This window comes from Noviherbaspirillum saxi, assembly GCF_003591035.1.
GTDB classification, from domain to species: Bacteria; Pseudomonadota; Gammaproteobacteria; order Burkholderiales; family Burkholderiaceae_D; genus Noviherbaspirillum; species Noviherbaspirillum saxi.
This window is the reverse complement of record NZ_QYUO01000001.1, coordinates 1,352,759-1,377,876: the sequence shown is the minus strand read 5'-3', so window position 1 is coordinate 1,377,876 and position 25,118 is coordinate 1,352,759. Positions and strand designations below refer to the sequence as shown.

At 57.6% G+C, this 25,118-nt stretch carries 19 protein-coding genes and 1 tRNA gene; 8 read left to right on the top strand and 12 right to left on the bottom strand.

Features of this window, described 5'->3' with window-relative positions; all coding sequences use genetic code 11:
* Window positions 1-10 precede the first annotated feature (10 nt).
* A complete protein-coding gene (locus D3871_RS06495; protein ID WP_119768150.1) occupies window positions 11-571 on the top strand; it encodes an RBBP9/YdeN family alpha/beta hydrolase in 561 nt (186 codons plus the stop codon).
* Window positions 572-1,489: 918 nt separating this feature from the next.
* Window positions 1,490-1,783, top strand: a complete 294-nt coding sequence (locus D3871_RS06490; RefSeq protein ID WP_274381747.1) for a head-tail connector protein — start codon at window positions 1,490-1,492, stop codon at window positions 1,781-1,783.
* A gap of 84 nt (window positions 1,784-1,867) precedes the next feature.
* Here the strand turns inward: D3871_RS06490 and D3871_RS06485 are convergent.
* The 6 genes from D3871_RS06485 to D3871_RS06460 form a co-directional block, all read right to left on the bottom strand.
* A tRNA-Val gene (locus D3871_RS06485) sits at window positions 1,868-1,942 on the bottom strand.
* 158 nt (window positions 1,943-2,100) lie between these two features.
* The gene (dnaQ, locus tag D3871_RS06480) at window positions 2,101-2,820 is read right to left on the bottom strand and encodes a DNA polymerase III subunit epsilon (protein ID WP_119768148.1); all 720 of its coding nucleotides are present in this window, start codon (window positions 2,818-2,820) and stop codon (window positions 2,101-2,103) included.
* A 2-nt stretch (window positions 2,821-2,822) separates the two neighbouring features.
* Window positions 2,823-5,918 carry an efflux RND transporter permease subunit gene (locus tag D3871_RS06475; protein ID WP_119768146.1) on the bottom strand — a complete coding sequence of 1,032 codons (3,096 nt, stop codon included), beginning with the start codon at window positions 5,916-5,918 and terminating at the stop codon, window positions 2,823-2,825.
* An 11-nt stretch (window positions 5,919-5,929) separates the two neighbouring features.
* A complete protein-coding gene (locus D3871_RS06470) occupies window positions 5,930-7,123 on the bottom strand; it encodes an efflux RND transporter periplasmic adaptor subunit (RefSeq protein WP_119768145.1) in 1,194 nt (397 codons plus the stop codon).
* 213 nt (window positions 7,124-7,336) lie between these two features.
* Complete coding sequence (gene rnhA, locus D3871_RS06465) at window positions 7,337-7,771, bottom strand: ribonuclease HI (protein ID WP_119768143.1); 435 nt, start codon at window positions 7,769-7,771, stop codon at window positions 7,337-7,339.
* Window positions 7,772-7,774: 3 nt separating this feature from the next.
* Entirely contained in the window at window positions 7,775-8,551 is a 777-nt protein-coding gene (locus tag D3871_RS06460; RefSeq protein ID WP_119768142.1) for a class I SAM-dependent methyltransferase, read from the bottom strand.
* Between the two features lie 3 nt (window positions 8,552-8,554).
* Between D3871_RS06460 and gloB the strand changes: the two genes are divergently transcribed.
* The gene (gene gloB / locus D3871_RS06455; protein ID WP_119768141.1) at window positions 8,555-9,328 is read left to right on the top strand and encodes a hydroxyacylglutathione hydrolase; all 774 of its coding nucleotides are present in this window, start codon (window positions 8,555-8,557) and stop codon (window positions 9,326-9,328) included.
* A 131-nt stretch (window positions 9,329-9,459) separates the two neighbouring features.
* On the top strand, window positions 9,460-10,977 hold the full coding sequence (locus tag D3871_RS06450; RefSeq protein WP_119768140.1) for a transglycosylase SLT domain-containing protein: 1,518 nt from the start codon (window positions 9,460-9,462) through the stop codon (window positions 10,975-10,977).
* A 438-nt stretch (window positions 10,978-11,415) separates the two neighbouring features.
* On the opposite strand, the gene D3871_RS06445 is transcribed toward D3871_RS06450, so the two are convergent.
* The 4 genes from D3871_RS06445 to D3871_RS06430 are packed head-to-tail and all read right to left on the bottom strand — an operon-like array spanning window position 11,416 to window position 16,897.
* The gene (locus D3871_RS06445) at window positions 11,416-12,996 is read right to left on the bottom strand and encodes an ABC transporter ATP-binding protein (RefSeq protein WP_119768138.1); all 1,581 of its coding nucleotides are present in this window, start codon (window positions 12,994-12,996) and stop codon (window positions 11,416-11,418) included.
* Window positions 12,993-14,036: an ABC transporter permease gene (locus D3871_RS06440; protein WP_119768137.1), complete on the bottom strand. Its 1,044-nt coding sequence runs from the start codon at window positions 14,034-14,036 to the stop codon at window positions 12,993-12,995. The genes D3871_RS06445 and D3871_RS06440 overlap by 4 nt, the downstream gene beginning before the upstream one ends.
* On the bottom strand, window positions 14,033-15,094 hold the full coding sequence (locus tag D3871_RS06435) for a microcin C ABC transporter permease YejB (protein WP_119768135.1): 1,062 nt from the start codon (window positions 15,092-15,094) through the stop codon (window positions 14,033-14,035). Before D3871_RS06435 ends, D3871_RS06440 begins: the two co-directional genes overlap by 4 nt.
* Before the next feature lie 3 nt (window positions 15,095-15,097).
* Window positions 15,098-16,897, bottom strand: coding sequence for an extracellular solute-binding protein (locus tag D3871_RS06430; RefSeq protein WP_119768134.1), 1,800 nt, complete (start codon window positions 16,895-16,897; stop codon window positions 15,098-15,100).
* Window positions 16,898-17,226: 329 nt separating this feature from the next.
* On the opposite strand from D3871_RS06430, the gene fabI reads away from it, so the two are divergent.
* Together fabI and D3871_RS06420 are read left to right on the top strand one after the other, a co-directional pair.
* A complete protein-coding gene (gene fabI / locus D3871_RS06425; protein ID WP_119768132.1) occupies window positions 17,227-18,021 on the top strand; it encodes an enoyl-ACP reductase FabI in 795 nt (264 codons plus the stop codon).
* 311 nt (window positions 18,022-18,332) lie between these two features.
* Entirely contained in the window at window positions 18,333-19,733 is a 1,401-nt protein-coding gene (locus D3871_RS06420) for a DEAD/DEAH box helicase (protein WP_119768130.1), read from the top strand.
* 144 nt (window positions 19,734-19,877) lie between these two features.
* Here the strand turns inward: D3871_RS06420 and senA are convergent, their stop codons facing one another.
* Complete coding sequence (senA, locus tag D3871_RS06415) at window positions 19,878-21,065, bottom strand: selenoneine synthase SenA (protein WP_119768128.1); 1,188 nt, start codon at window positions 21,063-21,065, stop codon at window positions 19,878-19,880.
* A gap of 200 nt (window positions 21,066-21,265) precedes the next feature.
* On the opposite strand from senA, the gene D3871_RS06410 reads away from it, so the two are divergent.
* Entirely contained in the window at window positions 21,266-21,691 is a 426-nt protein-coding gene (locus tag D3871_RS06410) for a GNAT family N-acetyltransferase (protein WP_233575532.1), read from the top strand.
* A 487-nt stretch (window positions 21,692-22,178) separates the two neighbouring features.
* Window positions 22,179-23,864 carry a 2-isopropylmalate synthase gene (gene leuA / locus D3871_RS06405; protein WP_119768126.1) on the top strand — a complete coding sequence of 562 codons (1,686 nt, stop codon included), beginning with the start codon at window positions 22,179-22,181 and terminating at the stop codon, window positions 23,862-23,864.
* Between the two features lie 18 nt (window positions 23,865-23,882).
* On the opposite strand, the gene egtB is transcribed toward leuA, so the two are convergent.
* Complete coding sequence (egtB, locus tag D3871_RS06400) at window positions 23,883-25,118, bottom strand: ergothioneine biosynthesis protein EgtB (RefSeq protein ID WP_119768125.1); 1,236 nt, start codon at window positions 25,116-25,118, stop codon at window positions 23,883-23,885.

Genomic DNA, 25,118 nt, shown 5'->3' with positions numbered 1-25,118 from the left:
TTAGTCTTTTATGACCATGACATCTTCACCTACCATCCTCTTCGTTCCCGGCCTGCGCGACCACGTCGAAGAACATTGGCAAACGATCCTGGAAAAGAAACTGTCCAATGCGCTCTCGGTCCCGCCGCTGGAACACGACAAGCTGAGCCGCGACGCGCGCGTCGAAGCGCTCGAACACGAATTGTCCAAAATCGAAGGTCCGGTCATCCTGGTCGCGCACAGCGCCGGCGTGATGATCACCGTTCACTGGGCACAAAAATACAAGCGCCCGATCCACGGTGCCGTGCTGGCCGCACCGGCTGACCTCGAATCGCCCATGCCGGCCGGCTATCCGACGCCGGATGCGATCCGCGAAAACGGCTGGCTACCGCTGCCGCGCACGCCTCTGCCTTTCCGCAGCATCGTCGCCGCCAGCACCAACGATCCGCTTGGCAGCTTTGAGCGTGTAAGCCAGTTGGCTGCAGATTGGGGAAGCGAGCTTGTGAATGTTGGGGCGGTGGGACATATTAATCCGGCCGCCGGATTTGGCGAATGGGCGCAGGCGGAGGAGTTGATTCGCAAGCTCTATTGAGCGCCGTATTTTTTTGCCTGTCGGGTGGGGCGCAATGCGTGTGATCGACGGGTGATTTAAGTTGAACGGCTCGCCATGCAGGAAGCGCTTCTCACCATTTAAGTTGAACGGCTCGAGTGTGTCACGTCGAATAAGAAAAACCCGCCAACCGTTTCCGGCTACGGGACGACAAAGTCCCGCCAATAGGAACATGGATGAAGACGCAATATTAACAATGTTAACAATGCAGGCCGATCTGGCATCGCGTCAGGTGTCGAACAAGTTTCCAACGATCAATTGGAGTTGATATGCAACATTTTTCCGATTTTCTAATCTTTGAAATTAAAGCGTTACTGGACTCGCTGCAACGGGACCTTTGCGAACAGTAGGCTTCTGGAAGCGCTTAATCCACGGAGTGCTTGCCGCGCTTTGTATGATACCGCCCATCTCTCACCACCCGTCGCACTTCGTCGGGATATCCGGCGAGCAGAAGCTTCCGAACAGGCGTTGGCATAGAAAGTCACCGTCCGGTAGTGCTTAAAGATAAGGGACGGCCGCTATCGGCTACACGGGCAAGGACAACAAGCAAGCCCGTTATTCACTTAATAAGATAAGAACTTTCCCACTACAACAGTCAGTGACGCTCGCGAAGAGGCCAAGAAGCTGCTCGGGAAAATTGCTGCGGGCGAAAATCGTCCCCGGATGCTGAACGCCTGGTGACCGACGATTTGCGCTTCATGCTGGCAAAGGCGATCGACACCACCTGATTAAAGGCGGCGGCGCCAATGAGCCTACTGGCGTCTTGGCGACCAGCGGCATCCAAACGGCAAACCTTGCGACGCTAAACTGGCTTAACACCCTTTCGATGGGCATCGCAGTGCGTAACCGGCACTGACAACGAAGGATAAAGAATGATTACTCGGGAAGAAGCAAAAGCCCATATTCGGATATGGTGGCGATTATGCCAACGACGAAATCACCGCAATGATTGCGACCGCCAAAGCCCACGTCGAAAACTATACGGGAGTGACGTACGCCGATGGCGAGGCGCCTGCCCTGGTCAAGTCGGCCGCACTTCTGCTGGTGAGCGATCTATACGATGTCCGAGGCGTATCGTCAGAGAATGGCGAATTCTATTTGCACGAATCGTCGATTCGCGCAGCTACTGAACCCGTACCGGGTGATGGCGGTTTAAGGCACCTTCCCGAGGAAGATTTGTTTCGCGCGAGATAAGTCCACAGCAAGTCCACAAACGAAAAAGCCGACTTCGGGGAGTCGGCCTTCTTTTTGTAAGCGCTTGATTTTCTTACTTTATTCTGGTGGACAGTACTGGGATTGAACCAGTGACCCCCGCCGTGTGAAGGCGGTGCTCTACCCCTGAGCTAACTGTCCGGGAGGTCGGCATTATGGCATAAATGCCTTGCCGAATCAATTTGCCGTTTCATGGCAAGTCAATAATCCGCGACTCGATTCAATAGCGCAATGCGAGATCCTTATGTCCTGAGTGAGCAGTTCGTTGAAAAGTAAAAAACCGCGAACCTCGCATCGATTCAGTTGACTGCCGTCACCGGCTCTGTCCGCCAGACGCATTTGCCCTTGGCTTCCTTATCCAGTCGATCGAGCAAGGCTTCATGCTCGATCAGTTCGTCATCGCTGGCGCGCACGATGAGCATTTCCGCCACCGACACAGCTTCGATCAGCTGACTGCCGTCGGAGGCAGCCGCTTCAACCGCAAGATCGATCGTCAGACTGTTCTGACCACGCGTCATCGCAAGATAGACTTCCGCCAGTAACTCCGCGTCCAGCAACGCGCCGTGCAGAGCACGATGCGCATTCGAAATGCCGTAGCGGTCGCACAGGGCATCGAGCGAATTGCGCTTGCCCGGATGCATTTCCTTCGCCTGCACCAGCGTATCGGTCACCTTCGCCACATGCGTGGCAAAGCGCGGGAACCCCATGCGGTCGAACTCGGCATCGAGAAAGGCAAGATCGAAAGGCGCATTGTGAATAATGATTTCCGCGTCGCGCACATAATCGCGCAATTCATTGGCGATTTCGGCGAACTTCGGTTTGTCGCTCAAAAACTCGGTGGTCAATCCGTGCACCGCGAGCGCGCCCTCTTCCGAATCGCGCTCGGGATTGATGTAGGCATGAAAATTATTGCCGGTCAGGCGGCGATTGACGATTTCCACACATCCGACTTCGATGATGCGGTCGCCCGAACGCGGGTTCAGGCCAGTGGTTTCAGTATCAAGTACGATTTGTCGCATGTTTAGTGAGTTGTAACAACGGGAGCAGCAACGGGGTCAACCGGAATTGGCTGATGTTCCTTCTTGCGTGCAAGGAAAGTATAAAAGGTCGGTACGACAAACAGGGTAAGGATGGTGCCGAAGCTCATGCCGCCAACGATCACCCAGCCGATCTGGATGCGCGATTCCGCACCGGCGCCGGTCGCCAGAGCGAGCGGCATGGCGCCGAGCACCATGGCGCCGGTTGTCATCAGAATCGGGCGCAGGCGTAGTACGGCGGCTTCAACGATGGCTTCGTGCATGGGCTTGCCTTCTTCACGCAACTGATTGGTGAATTCCACAATCAGGATGCCGTGCTTGGTAATCAACCCGACCAGCGTGATCAGGCCGATCTGGCTGTACACGTTCAAGGTGCCACCGGTCCACTTCAGCGCAGCCAATGCGCCCGCCATCGAGAGCGGCACGGTCAGCATGATGACGAAGGGGTCGATGAAGCTTTCGAATTGCGCGGCGAGCACCAGATAGATGAACGCCAGCGCCAGTACGAAGGTCAGCGCGAGGCTGCCGCTGGCGGCACGGAACTCGCGCGACGAACCGGACAAGTCGGTCGCATAGCCGGGCTTGATGATGGCCTTGGCGGTTTCTTCCATGAAGTCGATCGCCTCGCCCTGGGTGTAGCCGTTGGCAAGGTTGGCTGAAATGACGACCGCGCGGCGCTGGCCGAAGTGGTTGAGTTCGCGCGGCGCGACGGTTTCGCGGACCTTCAACAGGCTCGACAGCGGAATCATCTGGTCGGGTGCACCGTTCTTGCCGGTACCGCGCACAAAGATATTGTTGATGTCATCCGGCGCATCGCGTTCGCCATTCTGAATTTGCACGATGACATCGTACTGGTCGCCGCCCTTCTTGAAGCGCGTGACATTGCGTCCACCCAGCATGGTTTCCAGCGTCCGGCCGACAGTCTCGATCTGCACTCCGGCATCCGCAGCCTTGTCGCGGTCGACTTCCACATTGACTTGCGGCTTGTTCAGGCGCAGGTCGGTATCGATATTGACCAGGCCCGGATTCTTGCTGGCTTCCGTGACAATGCGCTGCACGACGCCCTGCAAATCCTCGTAGGAGGCATTGGTCATCACCACCAGATTAACCGGGCGCTCGCGAATCGACTGGCCGAGCGATGGCGGCGCATTCGGCGACGCCAGCACGCCGGGCACGCCCGCCATTTTCGGCTGCATTTCCTTGATCATGTCCAGCGTCGAACGATCGCGTTGCGACCAGTCGACGGTACGGAAAATCGCGATGCCTCGCTCCACCGTCGGATTGCCCGCGATGATGAAAATGCGATCGATTTCCTTGGTTTCGTCGGCGATTTTTTCCAGGCGATTGGCGTATTTTTCAGTGTATTGGAGCGACGCGCCATCGGGACCGGTCAGCGAAGTAAAGATCGTGCCACGATCTTCGACCGGCGCCAGTTCCTTCTTCAGCGTGGTGCCGAGCCATGCGAGACCGCCGATCACGACCAGATAAGCCAGCACCACCAGCCAGCGGCTGGACAGACTGGCCGTCAACCCCCGCCGATATCCATTGGTGATGGCGTTCAAGCCGTTTTCGATCACCCGGTACAGCACGCCGTGGCGCTCCTGGTGCCGCAGCAGCACCGAACACATCATAGGCGACAGTGTCAGCGCGATCAGGCCTGACACGATGACGGCGCCGGCCAGCGTCAATGCAAACTCGACAAACAGCCGACCGGTCCGACCGGGAGTAAACGCTACCGGCGCATACACGGCGGCAAGCGTCAGCGTCATGGCAACGACGGCAAAGCCGATTTCCTTTGCGCCCCTGATTGCCGCATCGAAGGGTTTCATCCCATTTTCAATGTGCCGGTAAATGTTTTCCAGCACCACGATCGCATCGTCCACCACTAGACCGATCGCCAGCACCAGCGCAAGCAGGGTCAGCGTATTGATACTGAAGCCGGCCATCGACATGACCGCAAACGCGCCGATCAGCGAGACCGGGATTGTTACCAGCGGAATGATCGCGGCACGGAAGGAACGCAGGAAAACGAAGATGACAATCGCCACCAGAACCACGGCTTCGCCAATAGTCTTGTAGACGGAATTGATGGAACGATCGATGAACAAGGTATTGTCGACCGAGATATCGACCCTTACACCCTGCGGCGCCAGTTCTTCATTCAACTTCGGCAATTCGGCCTTGACGTAGCCCGCCAGTTCAAGCGGGTTGGCGGTGGCCTGGCGAATGACGCCGAGCGATACGGCATTCTTCTTGTTGAAGCGTACCGAGGAACGCTCGAGCGCCGGCCCGACTTCGACGCGGGCAACGTCGCGCATGCGCACTGCATAGCCGTTGACGGAGCGCACGATAATATTTTCGAACTCGGCCGGGGTCGCGAGATCGGTTTGCGATACCACGGAAAATTCGCGTTGCCGCGACTCGATGCGGCCGGCGGGTACTTCAATGTTTTGCTTGCGCAATGCATCTTCGACATCGGCAGGCGTCAGGCGATAAGAAGCCAGCTTGTCGCGATTGAGCCAGATCCGCATCGCATATTTGCGTTCGCCGCTGATGCGCACGTCGGCCGCGCCGGGCAGCAATTGCAACCTGGGCTTGACGATGCGGTTTGCGATGTCGGTAAGATCGAGCGCCGACATGTTCTCGCTTGAGAACGACAGCCACATGATGGGACTGGCATCCGCTTCCACCTTGGCGATCACCGGTTCTTCTATGGATTGAGGCAGTTTGGAGCGGACTCGCGATACCCGGTCGCGCACATCATTGGCGCCGGAGTCGGGGTCCTTCTCCAGTCGGAACCGCACCGTGATCTGGCTTTGCTCGGCGCGTGAAATCGAGGTCAGCACATCGATGCCGTCGATACCGGCGATCGAATCTTCCATCGGCTTGGTCACCTGCGACTCAACGATCTCGGAACTGGCACCGGGATATTGGGTTTGGACCGTGACTACAGGTTCATCGATTTTCGGATATTCGCGTACCGCCAGCCGCTTGTAGCATACAAGGCCGATCAGCACGATGATGAGCGACATCACGGTCGCAAAGACCGGGCGGCGAATACAAATGTCGGATAAGACCATGTTTGCTCCGCTCAGCGCTTGGCCGGCACCAGATCGTCAGCCGGGCGTGCCGCCTGACTGGCCGGCTCGACGGCAACGCCATTGGTTTGACCGTTGGCTTGCGCAATTTTCACCGCAGTGCCGTCTTTTGACAGGCGAATCTGTCCAGCCGTTATCACAGTATCGCCGGCCGACAGGCCTTCAAGGATTTCGACCTTGGCCGCACGCCGCAGTCCGGTCTTGACCTCGGTACGCACTGCCTTGCCGTCAACCAGCTTCCAGACAGTTACCTTGCCGGCCTGCGGTACGATCGCTTCTTCCGGAATCATCAGCGCATTGTCGCGTTCGGCCAGAATGAGGCGCACACGCGCAAACATGCCGGGCTTGAGCCTGCCTTCAGGATTTTCGATACGGCCGCGCAACAGTGCAGAACGGCCGGTGCTGTCCACCTGCGGATCGATGGCGTCGACGCGCGCCTTGAAGGGTTTGCCGGGCAAGGCATCGACGGTGACCTCGATAGCCTGCCCTTTTTGCACGAGATCTGCATAACGCTCGGGCACGCGGAAATCCACCTTGACGCTGGAAATGTCTTCCAGATTGACGAGGTCGGCGCCATCCTTGACGTAATCGCCGACGCTGACGGTGCGTATGCCGACGATGCCGGAAAACGGCGCCTTGATTTCCAGTTTGGAAAGCTTGGCTTCCGCGAGTGCAAGCTTTGCCTGCAGTACCTGGACATTGGCCTGCGATTCGTCGCGGGCGCGGTCGGAAATGAAGTTTTGCTTGGCAAGGTCGGCATTGCGCTCGAAGTTGGCTTTGGCAATGCCGAGTTCAGCCTTGGCTTGCAACACCTCGGCCTGGTTGACGGTCGAATCGAAGGCGACCAGTACCTGGCCTTTCCTGACCTGCTGTCCGTCGTCGAAATTGAGGCGGGTAATCCGCCCCGCCACTTCCGGTCGAATGACAACCGACTCGTTGGAGCGGATGCTGCCAACGGCATTCAGGTCATCGACCAGGGGAACCGTGACAACCTTGGCGACATCGACTGCCGCCGGAGCGCCTGGCGCCACGCTTGCGGCCCCCCCATTATTGTTCCTGTCCGCAGACGATGTCCCGCTTTGTTCTGTCGCCGAATGCGGCTTGCGCTGTTCAAGATAGGCATATGCGCCAAGTGCCGTGATCCCGACGGCGGCGATAACGGGATAAAGTAGTCTGCGGGTATTCATTTACTCTTGTCTTTGCAGTAACACGATAGCGCCAATCTGCGCTATCGCCATTCGCCCTGTCCGCAGTCGGATCCATGATGCCGAGCCGCTTGCTCATTTGCACTTGTGGCAGCCTCTGGTAAGGCAACAGGCAACTTCAGGCACATTTGTCACACTTCCTGCTTTGACGTATGACAAATATTGCCAACGAACGACTGTAGCATATTGAAACAGTTACGACACGGAAGCAACGCCCATATTTGCCAGCACGTCCGCGCGCTCGTTGCCTTCATGCCCCGCATGCCCTTTCACCCACCTCCATTCAATCGTATGCGTTGCGCGCGCGGCGTCAAGCGCCTGCCACAAATCAACGTTCTTGACGGGCGCCTTGGCAGCGGTTTTCCAGCCGCGTGCCTTCCAGCCATGTATCCATTCGCTGATGCCTTTCTGCACATACTGGCTGTCGGTATGCACAATCACGTCGCAGGGACGATTGAGCGCAGACAGCGCTTCGATGACCGCCTTGAGCTCCATGCGGTTGTTGGTCGTATTCTGCTCGCCGCCGAACATTTCCTTCTTGTGGCTTCCCGCGATCAGCAAGGCTCCCCATCCGCCGAGCCCCGGGTTTCCCTTGCAGGCGCCGTCGGTGTAAATCTCTACTTTTTCCATGTTCTACTTGTGTTTTTGAATTCGATTGGCGACCGGCACGCCTTGGCGCGCATGCGCCGGCTTTTTGGTCCATGCCGGTCCGATAAGACGCATGCCTCGCACGCGTTTGATGGCCTGCACGATATAGACGGCGCCAAGATAAGGCCACCATCTTTCGCCCGCCTCTTCCATGAAATCAAACCGGGTCAGCCATTTTTCGGTCATGCAAGGCGGTGCATAGCAGCCGAAATGTCCGCGATTGACTTCCATATTGAGCAGCTTCAGCCAGTCTTTCAGGCGCGGCAGGCTGATGAATTCACCGTTCTGCGGCAGAAAATGCTTGCCGGTCAGGCGGCCGGTGACCTGGCGCAAGCCCCACAGGCTTGCCGGATTGAAACCGCAAATCACGACCTGCCCTTCCGGGATCAATACCCGCTCGACTTCGCGCAAGACCTGGTGCGGTTCTTCCGCGAATTCGAGTACATGCGGCAGCACGACCAGATCCAGACTTTGCGATGCAAAGGGCAGCTCAGCGAAGTCATGCACGACGACGATACGGGAAGAGTCATTGCCGTCGCCGTCCTTGGGAAGATGGGTATCGGTCAGCCATTTGTTGGGCATGCGATTGGCCTGAAGGGCATTTATCTGCGGCAAGCCGACCTGCATGGCATTGAAGCCGAAGATATCCGCGGTCAACATGTCCAGGCTTTCCTGCTGCCAGGCGCGGACGTAGCTACCCACCGGGGTCTCCAGCCACGGACCGAGGGCTATAATGGCCTTTTCAGGTAACCGGTGATCCATCGTATGTTAAGTGTATTGACTGTTCCCGCGTTCCAGGACAACTATCTGTGGCTGATTCACGATGGCATTCGCGCCGCAGTGGTCGACCCAGGCGACGCCACGCCGATCCTCGATACCCTTGCCGCACAGGGGCTCTCCCTTGCCGCTATTCTACTGACACATCATCATGCTGACCATGTCGGCGGCGTACCGCAATTGCTGGAGCGCTTTAACGTACCGGTTTTTGGCCCGCGTCAAGAAGCGATTGCCGGAATGACCTATCCTTTGCAACAGGGAGATACAATTTCGGTCCCCGGCCTGGATCTCAGGTTCGAGGTGATCGATGTTCCCGGTCATACCAGTGGGCACATCGCCTACTACTCGCCGGAGCAGTCATGGCTGTTCTGCGGAGATACGCTGTTCGCAGGCGGATGCGGCCGGTTGTTTGAAGGCACGCCGGCGCAAATGGTGGAGTCGCTCGAAAAACTTGCGGCTCTGCCGGACAACGTCAAGCTGTATTGTGCACATGAATACACCTTGTCCAACCTGCGTTTTGCGCAGGAAGTCGAACCAGGCAATACCGCATTGACCGCACGCATCGCGCGCGAGAAAGCCAGACGGGATATTGGCGAGCCCACCGTACCGTCGACCATTGCAATCGAAAAAGAAACAAATCCATTTCTGCGTTACCGCGAGCCGGTGATCGCGGATCGGTTGATGGATGCAGGATATGTTTCTAGTAGGGAACCAATCGCCGTGTTTGCTGCCTTAAGGCAATGGAAAAATTCCTACCGTTGAAACACGCTGGGCAGTTATCTTTTTGCTATTGAAGCGCGATAAATCTTGACGCAGGAAAACACCATTACGTAAACTCCGTCGATTAAGCCGGGCGCAGGTTTGGCCCGAACACCCATTGCAAGCGAGGAAATATGCATCCGCTGAAAAGAAGAATATATCCATTTACAGCGCTTCTCCTCCTCGGCGGCCCGATCGCCACTCAGGCAGCAGATTTATCCCTTCCACTCTACAACTGGTCGCAGGTATCCGCGATGGAGCGGGCCTACGATCCGAACGACCCGCTGGCCCAAGTGCTGGCAATGGAAGAGATCGATGTATGGGCCCGGATCCGCAAGGGCTTCGGCATTCCCAATCTCGACAACCCGCTTGTGGTCAGCCAGACCCAGTGGTACAGCACACGGCCGGATTATATCCAGCGTACCACCACGCGTGCATCGCGCTACCTGTTCCATGTAGTGCAGGAACTTGAAAAGCGCAACATGCCGACCGAGCTGGCCCTGCTGCCTTTCATCGAGTCTGCATTCAATCCGCAGGCATATTCCTCCGCGCATGCGTCGGGCATGTGGCAGTTTATTCCTTCGACCGGGCGCGACTTCAACCTGACGCAGAGCATGTTCAAGGATGAGCGCCGCAATGTGCTCGCCTCGACCGACGCCGCCCTCACCTATCTCGAAAGACTGTACGGCATGTTCGGCGACTGGCAACTCGCGCTGGCCGCCTACAACTGGGGCGAAGGTTCGGTACAGCGTGCCATCAACAAGGCACGCGCCGCCGGCCAGGGAACCGACTTCAACAGCCTGTCGCAGTACATGCCGCTGGAAACCAAGAACTATGTTCCCAAGCTGCAGGCGGTAAAAAATATCATTGCCGCGCCCGCCGATTTCGGCATTACCTTGCCCAAGGTCGACAACCAGCCCTACTTCGTCACCATCGGCAAGACGCGCGACATCGATATCAAGGTCGCGGCACAACTGGCCGAGCTGTCGATCGACGAATTCAAGGCGCTCAATCCGCAATTCAACCGCCCGGTGATCGCGGGCAGTTCGGACACCAAGATCCTTCTGCCGCAAAGCAACGCTGAAAAATTCAAGGCCAACTTAGGCAAATGGGGTCGTGCCCTGTCGTCGTGGACCGCGCACAAGGTCACCGGCGCGAAAGAGCGGATCGAGACCATCGCATCACGATTCGGCACGACACCGGAAGTGATCCGCGAAGCGAACAATATTCCGCCGCGAACCTTGCTGAAAGCCGGCTCGACCGTGCTTGTTCCGAAATCCGACCATGGCCCGGAACATGACATCGCTCCCGAGCTGGTCGACACGGCAACAATGATCACGGCACCCGATGTGCCGGATACGCGGCGTGTCTACATCAAGGTAGGAAAGAAAGATTCACTCGAATCAATCGCCCAGCGCAATCGCGTGACGGTCGAGCAGATCAAGCAATGGAATAATCTGAAGCAGGACAAGGTCAATGCCGGCGCGAGTCTCCAGTTGAATGTGCCTTTCCGTCCGGCGCCAGCGGCGGTGCGCAAGGCTGCTCCGGCACCGACCCGCCAGGCTGCAAAACCTGCTCCCACCTATCGCAAGGCAGCGCCCGCTCCGGCGAAGAAGACTGCGGCGACGAACAACAAGAAGAGCAAGAGCTAGTACTCTCTGCGCCAAAAGACCGTCGCTGTCGGACTCACTCCCCCTTCTAGGGCGATGCTATGCACAGATCTTTGCAACATGCGTTCGCAGGCGGGTATGGGTGGGTGGTCGTGCTGCCTACGTCCCCTGTTTGCGTTTGATGCACGTCCCTGCTTCTCCTCGTCATTCCCACAAAAGTGGGAATCGATCAGCCGATAGAACAAGGCAGCTACGTGAATAGTTGTCGCTGAAGTGCAGGCTCGGTATGGATACCCGATTTCTCGGGCATGACGGGGGAGAGCAGGTGGCATGCCTGATAGGCCATGACCCGCATGCAAGCAATCCAATGTATTGCAAAGATCTGTGCATAGCATAGCCCTGCAAGGGGGGGAAGGAGCCATGCAGCGTAAACTAATAACGTAGCGGTATTCGGATAGCCATGCGGGGAAGCCCCCACCATCACTCCAGCGTCGAGTACGTAGCAGCAGCAAGCAGACGCTTGGTATACATCTCCTTCGGTCGCGACAACACCTCATCCGTCGCGCCGCTCTCAACCACCTTCCCGTCCTTCATCACCATCACGCGATGCGCCATTGCACGTATGACGGCAAGATCATGGCTGATGAATACATAGGCAATCCCATATTTGCGCTGTAATTCGGCAAGCAACAGCAGCACTTGCTGCTGCACCGAGACATCGAGCGACGATGTCGGCTCATCGAGCAGGATCAGTTCCGGTTTCAGGACCAGTGCCCTGGCAATCGCAATACGCTGACGCTGCCCGCCTGAAAACTCGTGCGGATAGCGGGACATCATTTCCGGTACCAGACCGACTTCGGTCAACGCATTCGCGACCGCTGCACGCAAGCCATCCCTTCCCAATTGCGGCTGATGCAATGCCAAACCTTCGCCCACGATCTGCTCGATCGTCCTGCGCGGCGAAAGCGACGCAAACGGATCCTGGAAAACCACCTGCATCTTCGCCCGCAACGGACGCAACTGCGAACTCGTCATTTCGCTGATCGGATGGCCGACGAAGGAAATGCGGCCGCTGACGGCGGCGGTGGACAGGCGTACAAGCGCCATCCCCAACGTGGATTTGCCTGAACCCGATTCCCCGACGATGCCGAGCGTCTCGTGCGGCTTGAGTTGCACCTCGACGCCGTCGACCGCCACGAACGGCACTTTCTTGAACATGCCGCGCTTGATCGAGAAGGTGCAGCGCAGGCTGTCGGTCGCAAGCATCGGCATCATGTCATCACGTACATCGTCGACGATACGTGTGGGATGGCTGGCAAGCAGCTTGCGAGTATATTCTTCGCGCGGATTGGCAAAGAGCTCGGTGGTCGTTGCAGTCTCTACCAAACGTCCCTTTTCCATTACGCCGACACGATTGGCGAAATGCCGCACAAGATTCAGGTCGTGCGTGATCATCAGCACCGCCATGTTCTCTTCACGCTGCAACTGGTTCAGCAGCTCCAGAATCTGTACCTGTATCGTCACGTCGAGCGCCGTGGTCGGCTCGTCGGCAATCAACAGCTTGGGCTTGCAGGCGAGCGCCATGGCGATCATCGCACGCTGGCGCTGGCCGCCGGACAGTTGGTGAGGGAATGCGAGCGCCCTACGCTGCGGCTCCGGTATACCGGTCTTGTCCAGCAACTCCACGGTGCGCTGCGCGGCAAGCTTGGCGCTGATGCCTTCATGCAGCATGAGCACTTCGGCGATCTGGTTACCGATGGTGAACAGCGGATTGAGCGCGGTCATCGGCTCCTGGAAAATCATCGCGATATCCTTGCCGCGTACCGCACGCATGGTGCGCTCGGGTTTTTGCAACAGATCTTCGCCTTCAAACCGGATACGGCCGCCATAGTCGGCATCATGATTCAGCCTGAGGATGGATAGCGATGTGACCGTTTTTCCCGAACCGGACTCGCCCACCAGCGCAAATTTTTCGCCGGGGGCGATGCTGAAGCTGACATCGTTGACGACCGTGGCCGGGCCGAATCCGACACGCAGGTTCTGTACGTCGAGCAGGCTCATGCCTTCCTCCGCACGTCGAGGGCATTGCGCAAGGCATCGCCGATATTGGTCAACAGCAGCAGGGTCATGGTGAGCACCACAAAGGTCGACACGGCGATCCACCAGGCGTCGAGATTGTTCTTTCCCTGAGCGAGTAATTCGCCAAGGCTGGGCGTCGACGGCGGCACACCCAGCCCCAGAAAATCGAGACTGGTCAATGCCAGAACGGCAGCGCTCATGCGGAAAGGCAAAAAGGTGACGACAGGCGTCATGCTGTTGGGCAGTACATGTCGCCAGATGATCTGGCCGTTCGACAAACCGAGTGCGCGCGCCGCCTGCACATATTCCAGGTTGCGGTTGCGCAGAAAATCGGCCCGTACATAGTCGGACAATCCCATCCATCCGAATAAGGAAAGCAGGATCAGCAGCAGCCCCAGCCCCGGCTCGAAAATGGAAGCGAAGATGATGAGCAGATAAAGCTCGGGCATCGAACCCCAGATTTCCATGAAGCGCTGGAAGAACAGGTCCGTCTTGCCAGCAAAGTAACCCTGAATCGCACCGGTGACCAGGCCGAGTATGACTCCCGTAATGGTCAACGCCATGCCGAACAGCACCGATACCCGGAAACCGTATAGCAAGCGGGCAAACACGTCGCGCCCGCGGTCGTCCGTACCCAGCCAGTTATCCGCCGATGGCGGCGCGGGATTGGGTGATTTGGCAAAGTAATTCAGGGTATCGAAACGGTAGCGATTGAGCGGATAGATCGCCCAGTTGCCGTCCTTCCGGAATTGATCCTCGATGAAGGGATCAAGGTAATCGGCCGGCGAATCGAAGTCGCCGCCAAAGGCTTTTTCCGAATACGTGGTCACGATGGGAAACATGATCTGACCGTTGTAACGCACGATCAGCGGCTTGTCGTTGGAGACAACCTCCCCCAGCAGGCTGATGCCGAACAGAATGCAGAACAGGATCAGGCTCCAGTAGCCCCGACGGTTTTGCTTGAAGCGCAGCCAGACGCGCTTTCCCGGTGAAATCGATGTGGTCGGTTTGCTTGGATTCATCGGCTCAGGCTTTCGAATTGCACGCGCGGATCAGCCCACACATAACACAGGTCTCCCAGCAGTTTGACGACAAGGCCGATCAGCGTGAACAGGTAGAGCGTACCCATGACGACTGGATAGTCGCGGCGTATCACCGATTCGTACGACAGCAGTCCGAGGCCGTCGAGCGAAAACAAGGTTTCTATCAGCAGGCTACCCGCGAAGAATGCGCCGATGAATGCGGCCGGAAAGCCGGTCACCAGCGGAATCAGTGCATTGCGGAAGACATGCTTGTATAGCACGGTGTTTTCATTCAAGCCTTTGGCACGTGCAGTGAGTACATATTGCTTGCGTATCTCTTCGAGGAAAGTGTTCTTGGTCAGCATGGTCATCACGGCAAACGAGCCGGCAACCGATGCCGTGACCGGCAAGGCAATGTGCCACAGGTAATCGGTCACCTTGCCGAACCACGACAGCTGTTCCCAATTGTCGGAAGTCAGCCCGCGCAGCGGAAACCATTGCACGAAGCTGCCGCCGCCAAACATCACCAGCAGGAACACCCCCAGCACGAAACCGGGAATCGAATAGCCGATCAACACGGCGATGCTGGACGCGACATCGAAACGGCTGCCCTCGCGTACCGCCTTGGCAATGCCGAGCGGCAGAGAAATGAAGTAGGTCAGGAAGAAAGTCCACAAGCCCAGACTGATCGACACCGGCAGCTTGGACTTGACCAGATCCCAGACATCCTTGTGGTGATAGAAGCTGTTGCCAAGGTCAAAGGTGGCGAAGCCTTTCAGCATCTGTGCAAAGCGCTCCAGCGGCGGCTTGTCGAAACCGTAGAGCGCCTGGATTTCCTTTACCCGCTCCGCATCGATGCCCTGGCGGCCGCGGTATTCGGAGGCTCCGCCTCCGCCTGCTTCACCGGCACCGACCTGTCCTTTCTTCAATTCCATCAAGGCCTGTTCGACCGGACCGCCGGGCACGAACTGGATGACGGCGAAAGTGATGGCAATGACGCCGAGCAGTGTCGGGATCATCAGCAAAATGCGCTTGGCAATATAGGACCAGATATTCATCGCTTACCTCGGCTTGACTTGCCACCAGCTGGATATCACATAGGGATCGGCCGCATAGTACAGGGGCATCGTTTCAGGAATGCCGAAGCGGCTGCGATAGGCAACTCTATGCGTCGACGAAAACCAGTGCGGCACGACGATGTATTTGTGCAGCAGGACACGATCCAGCGCGCGCGCCGCGCCTATCAGCTCCTTGCGCGAGTCGGCTGCAACCAGATTGGCCACCAGCTTGTCGACCACGGGATCCTTCAGGCCCCAGGCATTGTTGGAACCCTTTTCATCGGCCGCCTTGGAACTGAACATGTCGAACAATTCGTTGCCGGGGCTGGTCGTGTCCGGAAAGCGGATGCTGGTCATGTCGAAATCGAACTCTTCCATCCTTTTCTGCACGAGCGCATAGTCGGCGGTGCGCTGGTTGACACGTATTCCCAGCTTTTGCAGATTGCGCACGTATACGCTGATGACGCGCGACAAGGCCGATTGGTCGTCGAGAATTTCAAAGGCGAATTGCTCACCCTTGCTGTTGCGCAGCGCACCGTCACGATATTCCCAGCCTGCTTCCTTGAACAAGGCGAGCGCCTGCAACAGATTGGCGCGCAGCGACGAAGGCGAATCAGTGCGCGGCTGCACCGGAGCGGGTCCGAATGCGAGCGGATCGATCTGAGCGCGCATCGGCTCCAGCAATTTGAGCTCCTCTTCCGAAGGCGAGCCGACCGCAGCCAGATCGCTGTTGTTGAAGTAAGAGTAAATGCGTTTGTACTGGTTATAGAAAAGCTGGCGGTTCATCCATTCGTAGTCGAGTGCAAGCCCGAGTGCCTTGCGTACCCGGATGTCCTGAAATTGCGCGCGGCGCAGATTCATCACGAAGCCCTGCATGCCGGCGGCATTGGAATGCTTGAGCTCGCGCTTGACGATCTCTCCGCTGGTAAACTTGGGACCGATGTAACTGCGCGCCCAGTTCTTGGCGCTGTACTCGACCACCACGTCGAATTCGCCGGCCTTGAATGCTTCCAGCCGGGCGACATCGTCCTTGTAAAACCGATAGATGATGCGGCCGAAATTGAACATGCCCTTGCGCGCCGCCACCTCGTTGCCCCAATAGTCGGGATTGCGCTTGTAGATGATGGAACGTCCGACATCGTAGCGTTCGATCAGATAAGGACCGGTGCCGATCGGCGCTTCAAGCTGGATCTTGTCGAACGATGTGTTCGCGCCCCATTTCTTCGAAAAGACCGGCACGCCGCCGACGATCAGCGGCAACTCGCGGTTGAGCGCCTTGAAGTCGAAGCGCACCGTGCGCTCGTCGACGGTCACGCATTCCTTCACATCGGCAAAGATGGACTTGAATTGCGGCGCCCCCTTCGAGACCAGCATGTCATAGGAATGCTTGACGTCGGCGGCCGTGACCGGATCGCCGTTATTGAACTTCGCCTTCGAATTCAACCGGAAGGTCATGGACATGCGATCGGGGGCAAGCTCCATGTCTTCGGCCAGCAAGCCGTACATCGTCGCCACCTCGTCCGACGACCCGGTCGCCAGCGTTTCGAACATCAGGTTCGACACCCCGGCGGCGGCGACGCCCTTCATCGAAAACGGATTGAACTTGTCGAAGCTGGTACGACGGTCCGGATTGGCAAGATAAAGCTCCCCGCCGCGCGGCGCCTCGGGATTCACGTATTCGAAGTGCTTGAATCCCGCAGGATACTTCGGCGTGTCATAGAGGGAAAAAGCATGGGCGGCAAGCGCGTCGCCGCTATGGGGAAGAACGAAGAGAAACAGAAGGGAGTAGAGGAAAGTACGCATTCGCCTGAATGAAAGGTGCGGATAGATGCGATCTGGCAGCCCGGCCCGGAAGTCGGGCTATTTTACAGAAAGGGAACTCAGATGGTGCCTGTTTTGCCCGTATTTCAACAAACTTGCCTTCTGTTAAGGGGATTTCCTTGTTGTATCACGGGAAATGCCCCGGAAACTTGATTTTTGCCATATCCCCGCTCCACATGAAAAGTTGCCCACATCATCAACTCTCCCTACAATCTTGCCCAATTCATTGAATCAGGGCCGCTCCGGCCGGCTTTCGCGGCGATGCTTTAGCCGGAAAGCGTAAAATACGACCAATTCATCTGGAGTCATCTATGGCATTCCTGCAAGGCAAAAAAATTCTGATCACCGGCCTGTTGTCCAACCGCTCCATCGCTTACGGCATCGCGCAGGCCTGCAAGCGTGAAGGCGCCGAGCTGGCCTTTACCTATGTGGGAGACCGCTTCAAGGACCGTATCACGGAATTCGCGAAGGAGTTCGACAGCGAGCTGATATTCGATTGCGACGTGGGCAGCGATGAGCAGATCAATGCGGTATTCGCAGACCTGGGCAAATCCTGGAATCAGCTGGACGGGCTCGTGCACGCCATCGGCTTCGCTCCGCGCGAAGCCATCGCTGGCGATTTCCTCGACGGCCTGTCCCGCGAAAACTTCCGCATTGCCCATGACATTTCGGCCTACAGCTTTCCCGCAATGGCCAAGGCCGCCCTGCCCTTGCTGAGCCAGAATTCCGCCCTGCTGACACTGAGTTATCTCGGCTCCATCCGCGCTCTTCCCAACTACAACACGATGGGGCTGGCCAAGGCATCGCTCGAAGCCAGTGTGCGCTATCTGGCCGAATCGCTTGGTCAAAAAGGCGTGCGCGTCAACGGCATCTCGGCCGGCCCGATCAAGACGCTGGCAGCCAGCGGCATCAAGGACTTTGGCAAGATTCTCAACTTCGTGAAGACCCACGCGCCCTTGCGTCGCAATGTCACGATCGAAGACGTCGGCAACACCGCAGCCTTCCTGCTGTCGGACCTCGCCGGCGGCATCACCGGTGAAATCACCTATGTCGATGGCGGCTTCTCGCATGTGGTCGGAGGTATCGCCGAACCGGCAGCCGAATGACAGTAGTCGTTGCTCCATGCGTTTTGCAGTGCAAAAAATAGTCGGGCAGCGGGATGCATTCGTCTGTATAATGCGTCCCGGTGCATCGCAACAGACGAGCACTTCGCAGCATCGCAACCCTTTAGCAATAAACGATAAAGCCCTCCCGCCCCTGGTGTCGCCTTAACAGACACCGTCCTGGCGCAAAGCTTTTGTGCCGAAATTTCTCAGAACATTTCTCAGCTGTTTCGTTGGTTGGCGTTGCCTTTTCAATACGCTCGCAGATCCGTACCGTTCGTGGTCGCGGCGTTGATTTTTAAGAAAGAACCACAATGACTTTTGAAGCACTAGGTCTGAACACGTCTATTCTCAAAGCACTGACAGAAGCTGGCTATACCAAACCCACTACGGTTCAGGAGCAGGCCGTTCCTGCAGCGCTGCAAGGCCGCGACCTGATGGTGTCGTCGCAGACGGGTTCGGGCAAGACTGCAGCGTTCATGCTGCCAGCGCTGAACAAGTTCGCGCTGGCAGAAGAGCAGCCACAGTCAGGCGCAAAAACCGCGAACCAGGAACGCCAGGCGGCCCGTGCCCGTGGCGATCGTCCCCGCTTCCAGCCGGCCCAGCCCAAGATGCTGGTACTGACGCCGACACGTGAACTCGCATTGCAAGTAACGAACGCAACCACCAAATACGGCGCGAACCTGCGCCGCGTACGTGCCGTATCGATTCTGGGCGGCATGCCCTATCCGAAGCAGATGCAGTTGCTGGCCAAGAATCCCGAGATCCTGGTGGCGACACCGGGCCGTCTGATCGACCATATGGAATCCGGCAAAATCAACTTCTCGCAACTGGAAATTCTGGTGCTGGACGAAGCCGATCGCATGCTGGACATGGGCTTCATCGAAGACATCGAAAAGATCGTTGCAGCCACACCGGAAACACGCCAGACCATGCTGTTCTCGGCCACGCTGGATGGCGTCGTCGGCAACATGGCCAAGCGCATCACACGCGAACCGATGGTGATCCAGATCGCCAGCGCCGGCAACAAGCATGAAAACATCCAGCAGCGCGTGCACTTCGTCGACGACCTGTCGCACAAGAATCGCCTGCTCGATCACCTGCTGCGCGATACGACGCTCGATCAGGCTGTGGTATTCACCGCAACCAAGCGCGATGCGGACACCATTGCCGACCGTTTGAACATTGCCGGCTTCGCGGCTGCCGCACTGCATGGCGACATGCACCAGGGCGCGCGTAACCGCACCCTTGACGCATTGCGTCGCGGTCAGGTACGTGTACTGGTGGCAACCGATGTGGCGGCACGCGGTATCGATGTACCCGGCATTACTCACGTGGTGAACTACGACTTGCCTAAGTTTCCGGAAGACTATGTGCACCGCATCGGCCGTACCGGCCGTGCAGGCCGCAACGGTCTGGCGATCTCGCTGGTGAACCACGCCGAAAACATCAACATCAAGCGTATCGAGCGCTTTACCAAGCAGTTGATCCCGGTCGATATCATCGAAGGTTTCGAGCCGAAGAAGACAGCATCGCCACCGCGCAGCGCACGCAAGCCGGGCGGCTGGAAGCCGGGCGATAACCGCAGCAACAGCAAGCCAGGTCAGCGCACCTTCAGCAAGCCGGGCGCTCCGCGCAAGGAAGGCGGCGGCTTCAACAAGGGCTCGCGCTTTGGCGACAACAGCGGCAACCGCCGCACGTTCGGCGATCACTGATCGATTGCTGAGTCAAGCTGACTGACGAACGCATCATTGCGCTCGTCAAGATTAAAACGGCCACCGGGAAACCGCGTGGCCGTTTTCTTTTGCAAATCGACTTTGCGCCTTCCATGTCTTTAACGACTGAAGCCGCTTAAGCAGCTACAACGTACAGGTCCGAAAGCCGGCAAACAGATCGTCGCGCTCAGGCAGGCTGAACTGTCGAAACTTTGCGGACCGCTGGCGCACACGCGTTGCGAACGATGCGCCGCGTAGCACCTGATGCGTCATGAAGTGCGGCTGCGAATATTCACGGTAGGCGTCGGTCACGAAACCCGGATACGGCTCGAACGGCGAGCAGGTCCACTCCCACAAGTCCCCCCATCGCAATGCCGGATGCGCGGACAATGCGGCGTACTCCCATTCGGGTTCTGTCGGCAAGCGCCGGCCTGCCCACATGCAGTAAGCCTGCGCTTCGTACAGACTGAGATGCCGTACCGGTTCATTGGCCGGCAATACCATTTCGCGACCGAAGCGGTGACAGAGCCATCGTCTTCCGTCAGACAGCCAGTCGCGCGGCGCAGAACGATCCCTGGCCATCAACCATGCCTGCCCGCTTGCAGTCCAGAAGTTCGGCGTCTGATAACCGCCATCGGCGACAAACTCACCGTACTGCGCATTCGTGACCAGGGTCGAATCCATCGTAAAACCGGGCACATGGCAGGCATGCGCCCATTTTTCATTATCAAATACGAAGCCGGTGCGACGTGCGCTCCCAAGCTGTATCGTGCCGCCAGGAAAACGGATTTCACCTTGCGCCCAGGTCGGCGTCATCTGCTCCGCCAATTGCGGCGGCATGCCTACGCCCAGTGTCTGCAGGGCCTGCATCATGGCTTCTCCACGCATGTCTTCGTAGGCCAGTACGAGGCGAAATGGATAAAGCTCCTTATCGTCCTTTCCTGTGTGCGCCAGCCTGTCGAGTACACGGTCAAGCACTTCATGACTATAGGTCTTGAGTCCGCCCGGACGCGGCAACTCCAGTTTCCAACGTGCACGGTGCGGCACGGTATTCGCATCGAACCAGTCATCGCCCTTGGTCAGCATGCACGTGCGCTGTGCGGCGACCGGGTCGCTCGATTGCGCGTCACGCAATACATACCACTCGGCAAACCAGGCGATATGTCCCAATTCCCAAAGCGGCGGATTAAGTTCGCTTCGCACCGGCACCCGAGCCGCATCGTCCAGGCCAACGGATGCAAACGCATCGAACAAGGCAAGCGTATCGCGGTGCGCCTGCTGCAGCGCTGCAGCAAGTTCCGACGGAGATGCGGTTCGAAAGGAAGCATTCATTGGAGGAAGCGGCTCGCAAGGGTAAATCGATTAGTATTATTGGCGCGCTTGCAAGGAAATGCCAGCGCTCTTGCAGGCCGTATTAATTATGCTACTTTAGCAAGTATTTCATTCGGAACCCTGCCATGCATACCAACCGCATATCTGAAACCTCGGAGACTCCTGCGCCTCGCTCGATTGCAATATCTGTCCGGCAAGCTGTGTTAGCCGATCTGGAGACAATTGTTCCGCTGTTCGACGGCTACCGCTGCTTCTATGGCAAGACCACGGATCCGGCTGCTGCCCGGACATTCATTGCCGAGCGTCTTGCGTTGAACGAATCCGTGATCTTTATCGCCCAAGACCATGAGGGCAAGGCGCTTGGCTTTACCCAACTGTATCCATCGTTTTCTTCGGTAAGCGCGCGACGTATCTGGATCCTCAATGACCTGTTTGTCGCTGCAACTGCGCGTGGCCGTGGTGTAGGCAAGATGCTTCTCGATGCGGCAAGGGAACATGCGGTGCGGACCGGCGCAAAGCGGCTGGCGCTTTCGACCGCACACGATAATCCTGCGCAAAAATTGTATGAGTCGCAAGGATACGTCCGGGACCGCAAATTCTTCCATTACGAACTTGAACTGGAATGAATGCCCGCGTGGCCACGCAGTGAAGCTGGATATAAGCTGGATATCTATCGAAGCTTTCGCTTGACAGCGGTCAGCCTCATCTTTTACATTCGATGCATGTTGACCGCACACGCACAACTCCTGTCCCTATCGCTACTAGCAGATTCCCTGCTAGCGCTAGCGCGACTACGCCTGGCACGCTGATACCTCCCCCTGCTGTTGTGTGCTGTACCCGCAATCTCTACCGATTGCGACATTAAGGTTCTCCAAGGTCGACAACTCATGCATTTCAAGCGCATTCCCGTGACATTCATTCAAGGCAGACTCATTGCCGCGACGATCTTTGCACGCGCGCTATCGCTTCTGCCGCTACCGATCGGTTGCCTGGCCTTGCGCTAGTGGCAGTCAGGCAGCCAATCCGCCACATCTCTCGGCTTCTGCCGCGTCATACTCCGACGTTGCAAAGGCCTCTATCTGTACTACTCCGCATTCATAACGAGGTACCAAGATGATGTTGAAAAACCCGGCAGCGAAATATCACGCCTTTCCTCCTGTTCGACTCACCGATCGAACGTGGCCCGACAAATCCATCACGACGCCGCCAATTTGGATGAGCACCGACCTGCGCGACGGCAACCAGTCGCTGATCGAGCCGATGAATCCCGAGCGCAAGCTGCGCTTTTTCGAGATGCTGGTCAAGATCGGCATCAAGGAAATCGAAGTCGCGTTTCCGTCGGCATCGCAAACCGACTTTGATTTCGTACGCAAGCTGATTGAAGAAAACCATATTCCAGATGATGTGACGATAGAAGTGCTCACGCAGTCGCGCGAGGATTTGATCCGCCGCACCGTGGATTCCGCGACCGGTGCGCGTCGCGCGATCGTTCATCTTTACAACGCAGTTTGTCCTTCGTTCCGCCGCATTGTTTTCGGCATGTCGCGTGAAGAGGTAAAGGAAATCGCCGTCTCGGGAACCCGCCTGATCAAGCAATTGACCGATGAACGCCCGGAAACCGAATGGGTGTTCCAGTATTCGCCCGAGACCTTCAGCATGGCCGAACTTGAATTCGCGACGGAAGTCTGCGATGCAGTGTCGGAAGTGTGGCAGCCAACGCCGGAGCGCAAGATGATCGTCAACCTCCCCTCCACCGTCGAGTGCAGCACGCCCAATGTCTATGCGGACCAGATCGAATGGATGCATCGTCATCTCGCACGGCGCGATGCGATCGTGTTGAGCGTGCATCCGCATAACGACCGTGGCACCGCAGTCGCGTCGGCCGAACAGGCGGTGATGGCCGGCGCTGACCGGGTCGAAGGCTGCCTGTTCGGTAACGGCGAACGTACCGGCAATGTCGACCTGGTGACATTGGCACTCAATCTCTACACGCAAGGCGTCCATCCCGGCCTGGATTTTTCGGACATCGATGAAGTGCGCAAGTGCGTGGAAGAATGCAACCAGCTGCCCGTGCATCCGCGCCATCCGTATGTCGGCGATCTTGTCTTCACCGCGTTTTCGGGTTCGCATCAGGATGCGATCAAGAAGGGCTTTGCGCAGCAAAAAGCCGACGAGATTTGGGAAGTCCCCTATCTGCCTATCGATCCGGCCGACGTCGGCCGCAGCTACGATGCAGTGATACGGGTGAATAGCCAGTCCGGCAAGGGTGGAATGGCTTATCTGCTGGAACAGGAATACGGCTTCAAGTTGCCGCGCCGCTTGCAGATCGAGTTGAGCCGGGCGATCCAGCGCATCACCGATGCCAGCGGCAGAGAGGTAGGCGCAAGCGATATCCATGCGATTTTCGAGAACGAGTATCTGCGTCTCGATACGCCCTATGCCTATCACGGTCATCAGATGTTGCAGGAAGCCGGCGCGACGCAGCGCGTCGAAATCAAGGCCGACATCGAGCGGGATGGGCGTCGTGCGGCAGTCGCGGGCTTAGGCAACGGACCGATCGATGCCTTCGTACAGGCGCTCGGCGTGAACATTACCGTCATGGATTATCACGAACATGCGATCGGAGCCGGTGCGGATGCACGCGCCGCCTGTTACATCGAGCTGCGTGTCGACAACGGCCCGACCTTGTTCGGTGTTGGCGTCGATAGCAATATCGTGACCGCTTCGTTCAAAGCCGTGCTGAGTGCAGTGAATCGTCAGTTGCGACACGAGGCAGGCACGGAAGCGATTGCAGCATAACGGACAGGCGCTGGCGATTCAAAGCGACTTTGCAAGCCGTATCCCTGTGAACTGCCAGCGTGCGGTCGCCGGGAAAAAATTGCGATAGGTCGCTCGCGCATGTCCGGATGGTGTTGCGCAAGATGAACCTCGCAGCACGTACTGGTTCGACATGAATTTGCCGTTGTACTCGCCGATTGCGCCGGCAGCGGTTTGATAGCCGGGGTAAGGCGAATAACTGCTCAGCGTCCACTGCCAGCCGCAACCGAACAATTGCGCCAACTCTTCCTGTTCTCCGTTTTCCACGGCAGGAGGATGCAGTGCCGGTTCACCGAGGCTGCGGCAGGACGCTGCAGCATTTTCCCATTCGGCCTCGGTAGGCAAACGCGCGCCGCTCCAGCGGGCATAAGCGTCCGCTTCAAAAAAAGAGAGATGCGTGACCGGTCGATGCGCATCCAGTCGCTGCAATCCCTGTAGCGTGAATTCATTCCAGTCGCTGTCGTCCTGCCGCCAGTACAGTGGCTGTTCCAGGGTGTTGGTGCGTACCCAATCCCAGCCTTCCGACAGCCATAGCGATGGTTCGGCATAGCCACCGTCCTGCACGAACTCGAGGTATTCGCCATTGGTGACCAATCGCGACGAGATCGCATAAGCCTCAACGAATTGCCTATGGCGCGGCAGTTCATTGTCAAAGCAGAAGCCTGCATCGGCATGACCGATCTCGACAACCCCCTCTTCGAAAGCCTGCCAATGCATGGCAGGCACTGCCCCGGCAGCGGCGAGCTCGCTCTCGCGATAGGCTGGATAGAGCGGATTCATCGAGAGCATATGCTTGACGTCGGTCAGCATCAGCTCTTGATGCTGCTGCTCATGGTGCAAGCCCATCTCGATCAGGCGAGCAATCGCCTCGCCCTGTCCTGTATCGGCGAGCAACGCCGCAATGCGTTCATCCACGTTGCGACGATAGGCAAGCACGTCGCCCAGAGCGGGACGCGTCAGCAGGCCTCGTTGCGGACGCGGATGCTTTTCACCGACGCCGTTGTAATAGGAATTGAACAGCACACGAAATGCCGGTTGAAACGGCTGAAAATTGTTTTCGTATTGTTCGAGGACAAAGGTTTCGAAGAACCAGGTCGTATGTGCCAGATGCCACTTGATCGGACTGGCATCTGGCATGGATTGCACACAGCAGTCTTCATCGGAAAGCGGTTCGGCGAGCCGGCGGCTGTCGCCGCGCACCTTGCGAAAACGTTCCAGCAGAATGTCGGTATCCAT

Coding starts and splice junctions, on each gene's coding strand:
- D3871_RS06420 (WP_119768130.1), top strand. CDS start 18,333: ATGACTTTTGAAGCACTAGGTCTGAACACGTCTATTCTCAAAGCACTG.
- senA (WP_119768128.1), bottom strand. CDS start 21,065: ATGAATGCTTCCTTTCGAACCGCATCTCCGTCGGAACTTGCTGCAGCG.
- rnhA (WP_119768143.1), bottom strand. CDS start 7,771: ATGGAAAAAGTAGAGATTTACACCGACGGCGCCTGCAAGGGAAACCCG.
- egtB (WP_119768125.1), bottom strand. CDS start 25,118: ATGGATACCGACATTCTGCTGGAACGTTTTCGCAAGGTGCGCGGCGAC.
- D3871_RS06435 (WP_119768135.1), bottom strand. CDS start 15,094: ATGAATATCTGGTCCTATATTGCCAAGCGCATTTTGCTGATGATCCCG.
- fabI (WP_119768132.1), top strand. CDS start 17,227: ATGGCATTCCTGCAAGGCAAAAAAATTCTGATCACCGGCCTGTTGTCC.
- D3871_RS06450 (WP_119768140.1), top strand. CDS start 9,460: ATGCATCCGCTGAAAAGAAGAATATATCCATTTACAGCGCTTCTCCTC.
- D3871_RS06460 (WP_119768142.1), bottom strand. CDS start 8,551: ATGGATCACCGGTTACCTGAAAAGGCCATTATAGCCCTCGGTCCGTGG.
- D3871_RS06495 (WP_119768150.1), top strand. CDS start 11: ATGACCATGACATCTTCACCTACCATCCTCTTCGTTCCCGGCCTGCGC.
- D3871_RS06445 (WP_119768138.1), bottom strand. CDS start 12,996: ATGAGCCTGCTCGACGTACAGAACCTGCGTGTCGGATTCGGCCCGGCC.
- D3871_RS06470 (WP_119768145.1), bottom strand. CDS start 7,123: ATGAATACCCGCAGACTACTTTATCCCGTTATCGCCGCCGTCGGGATC.
- leuA (WP_119768126.1), top strand. CDS start 22,179: ATGATGTTGAAAAACCCGGCAGCGAAATATCACGCCTTTCCTCCTGTT.
- D3871_RS06430 (WP_119768134.1), bottom strand. CDS start 16,897: ATGCGTACTTTCCTCTACTCCCTTCTGTTTCTCTTCGTTCTTCCCCAT.
- dnaQ (WP_119768148.1), bottom strand. CDS start 2,820: ATGCGACAAATCGTACTTGATACTGAAACCACTGGCCTGAACCCGCGT.
- gloB (WP_119768141.1), top strand. CDS start 8,555: ATGTTAAGTGTATTGACTGTTCCCGCGTTCCAGGACAACTATCTGTGG.
- D3871_RS06475 (WP_119768146.1), bottom strand. CDS start 5,918: ATGGTCTTATCCGACATTTGTATTCGCCGCCCGGTCTTTGCGACCGTG.
- D3871_RS06440 (WP_119768137.1), bottom strand. CDS start 14,036: ATGAATCCAAGCAAACCGACCACATCGATTTCACCGGGAAAGCGCGTC.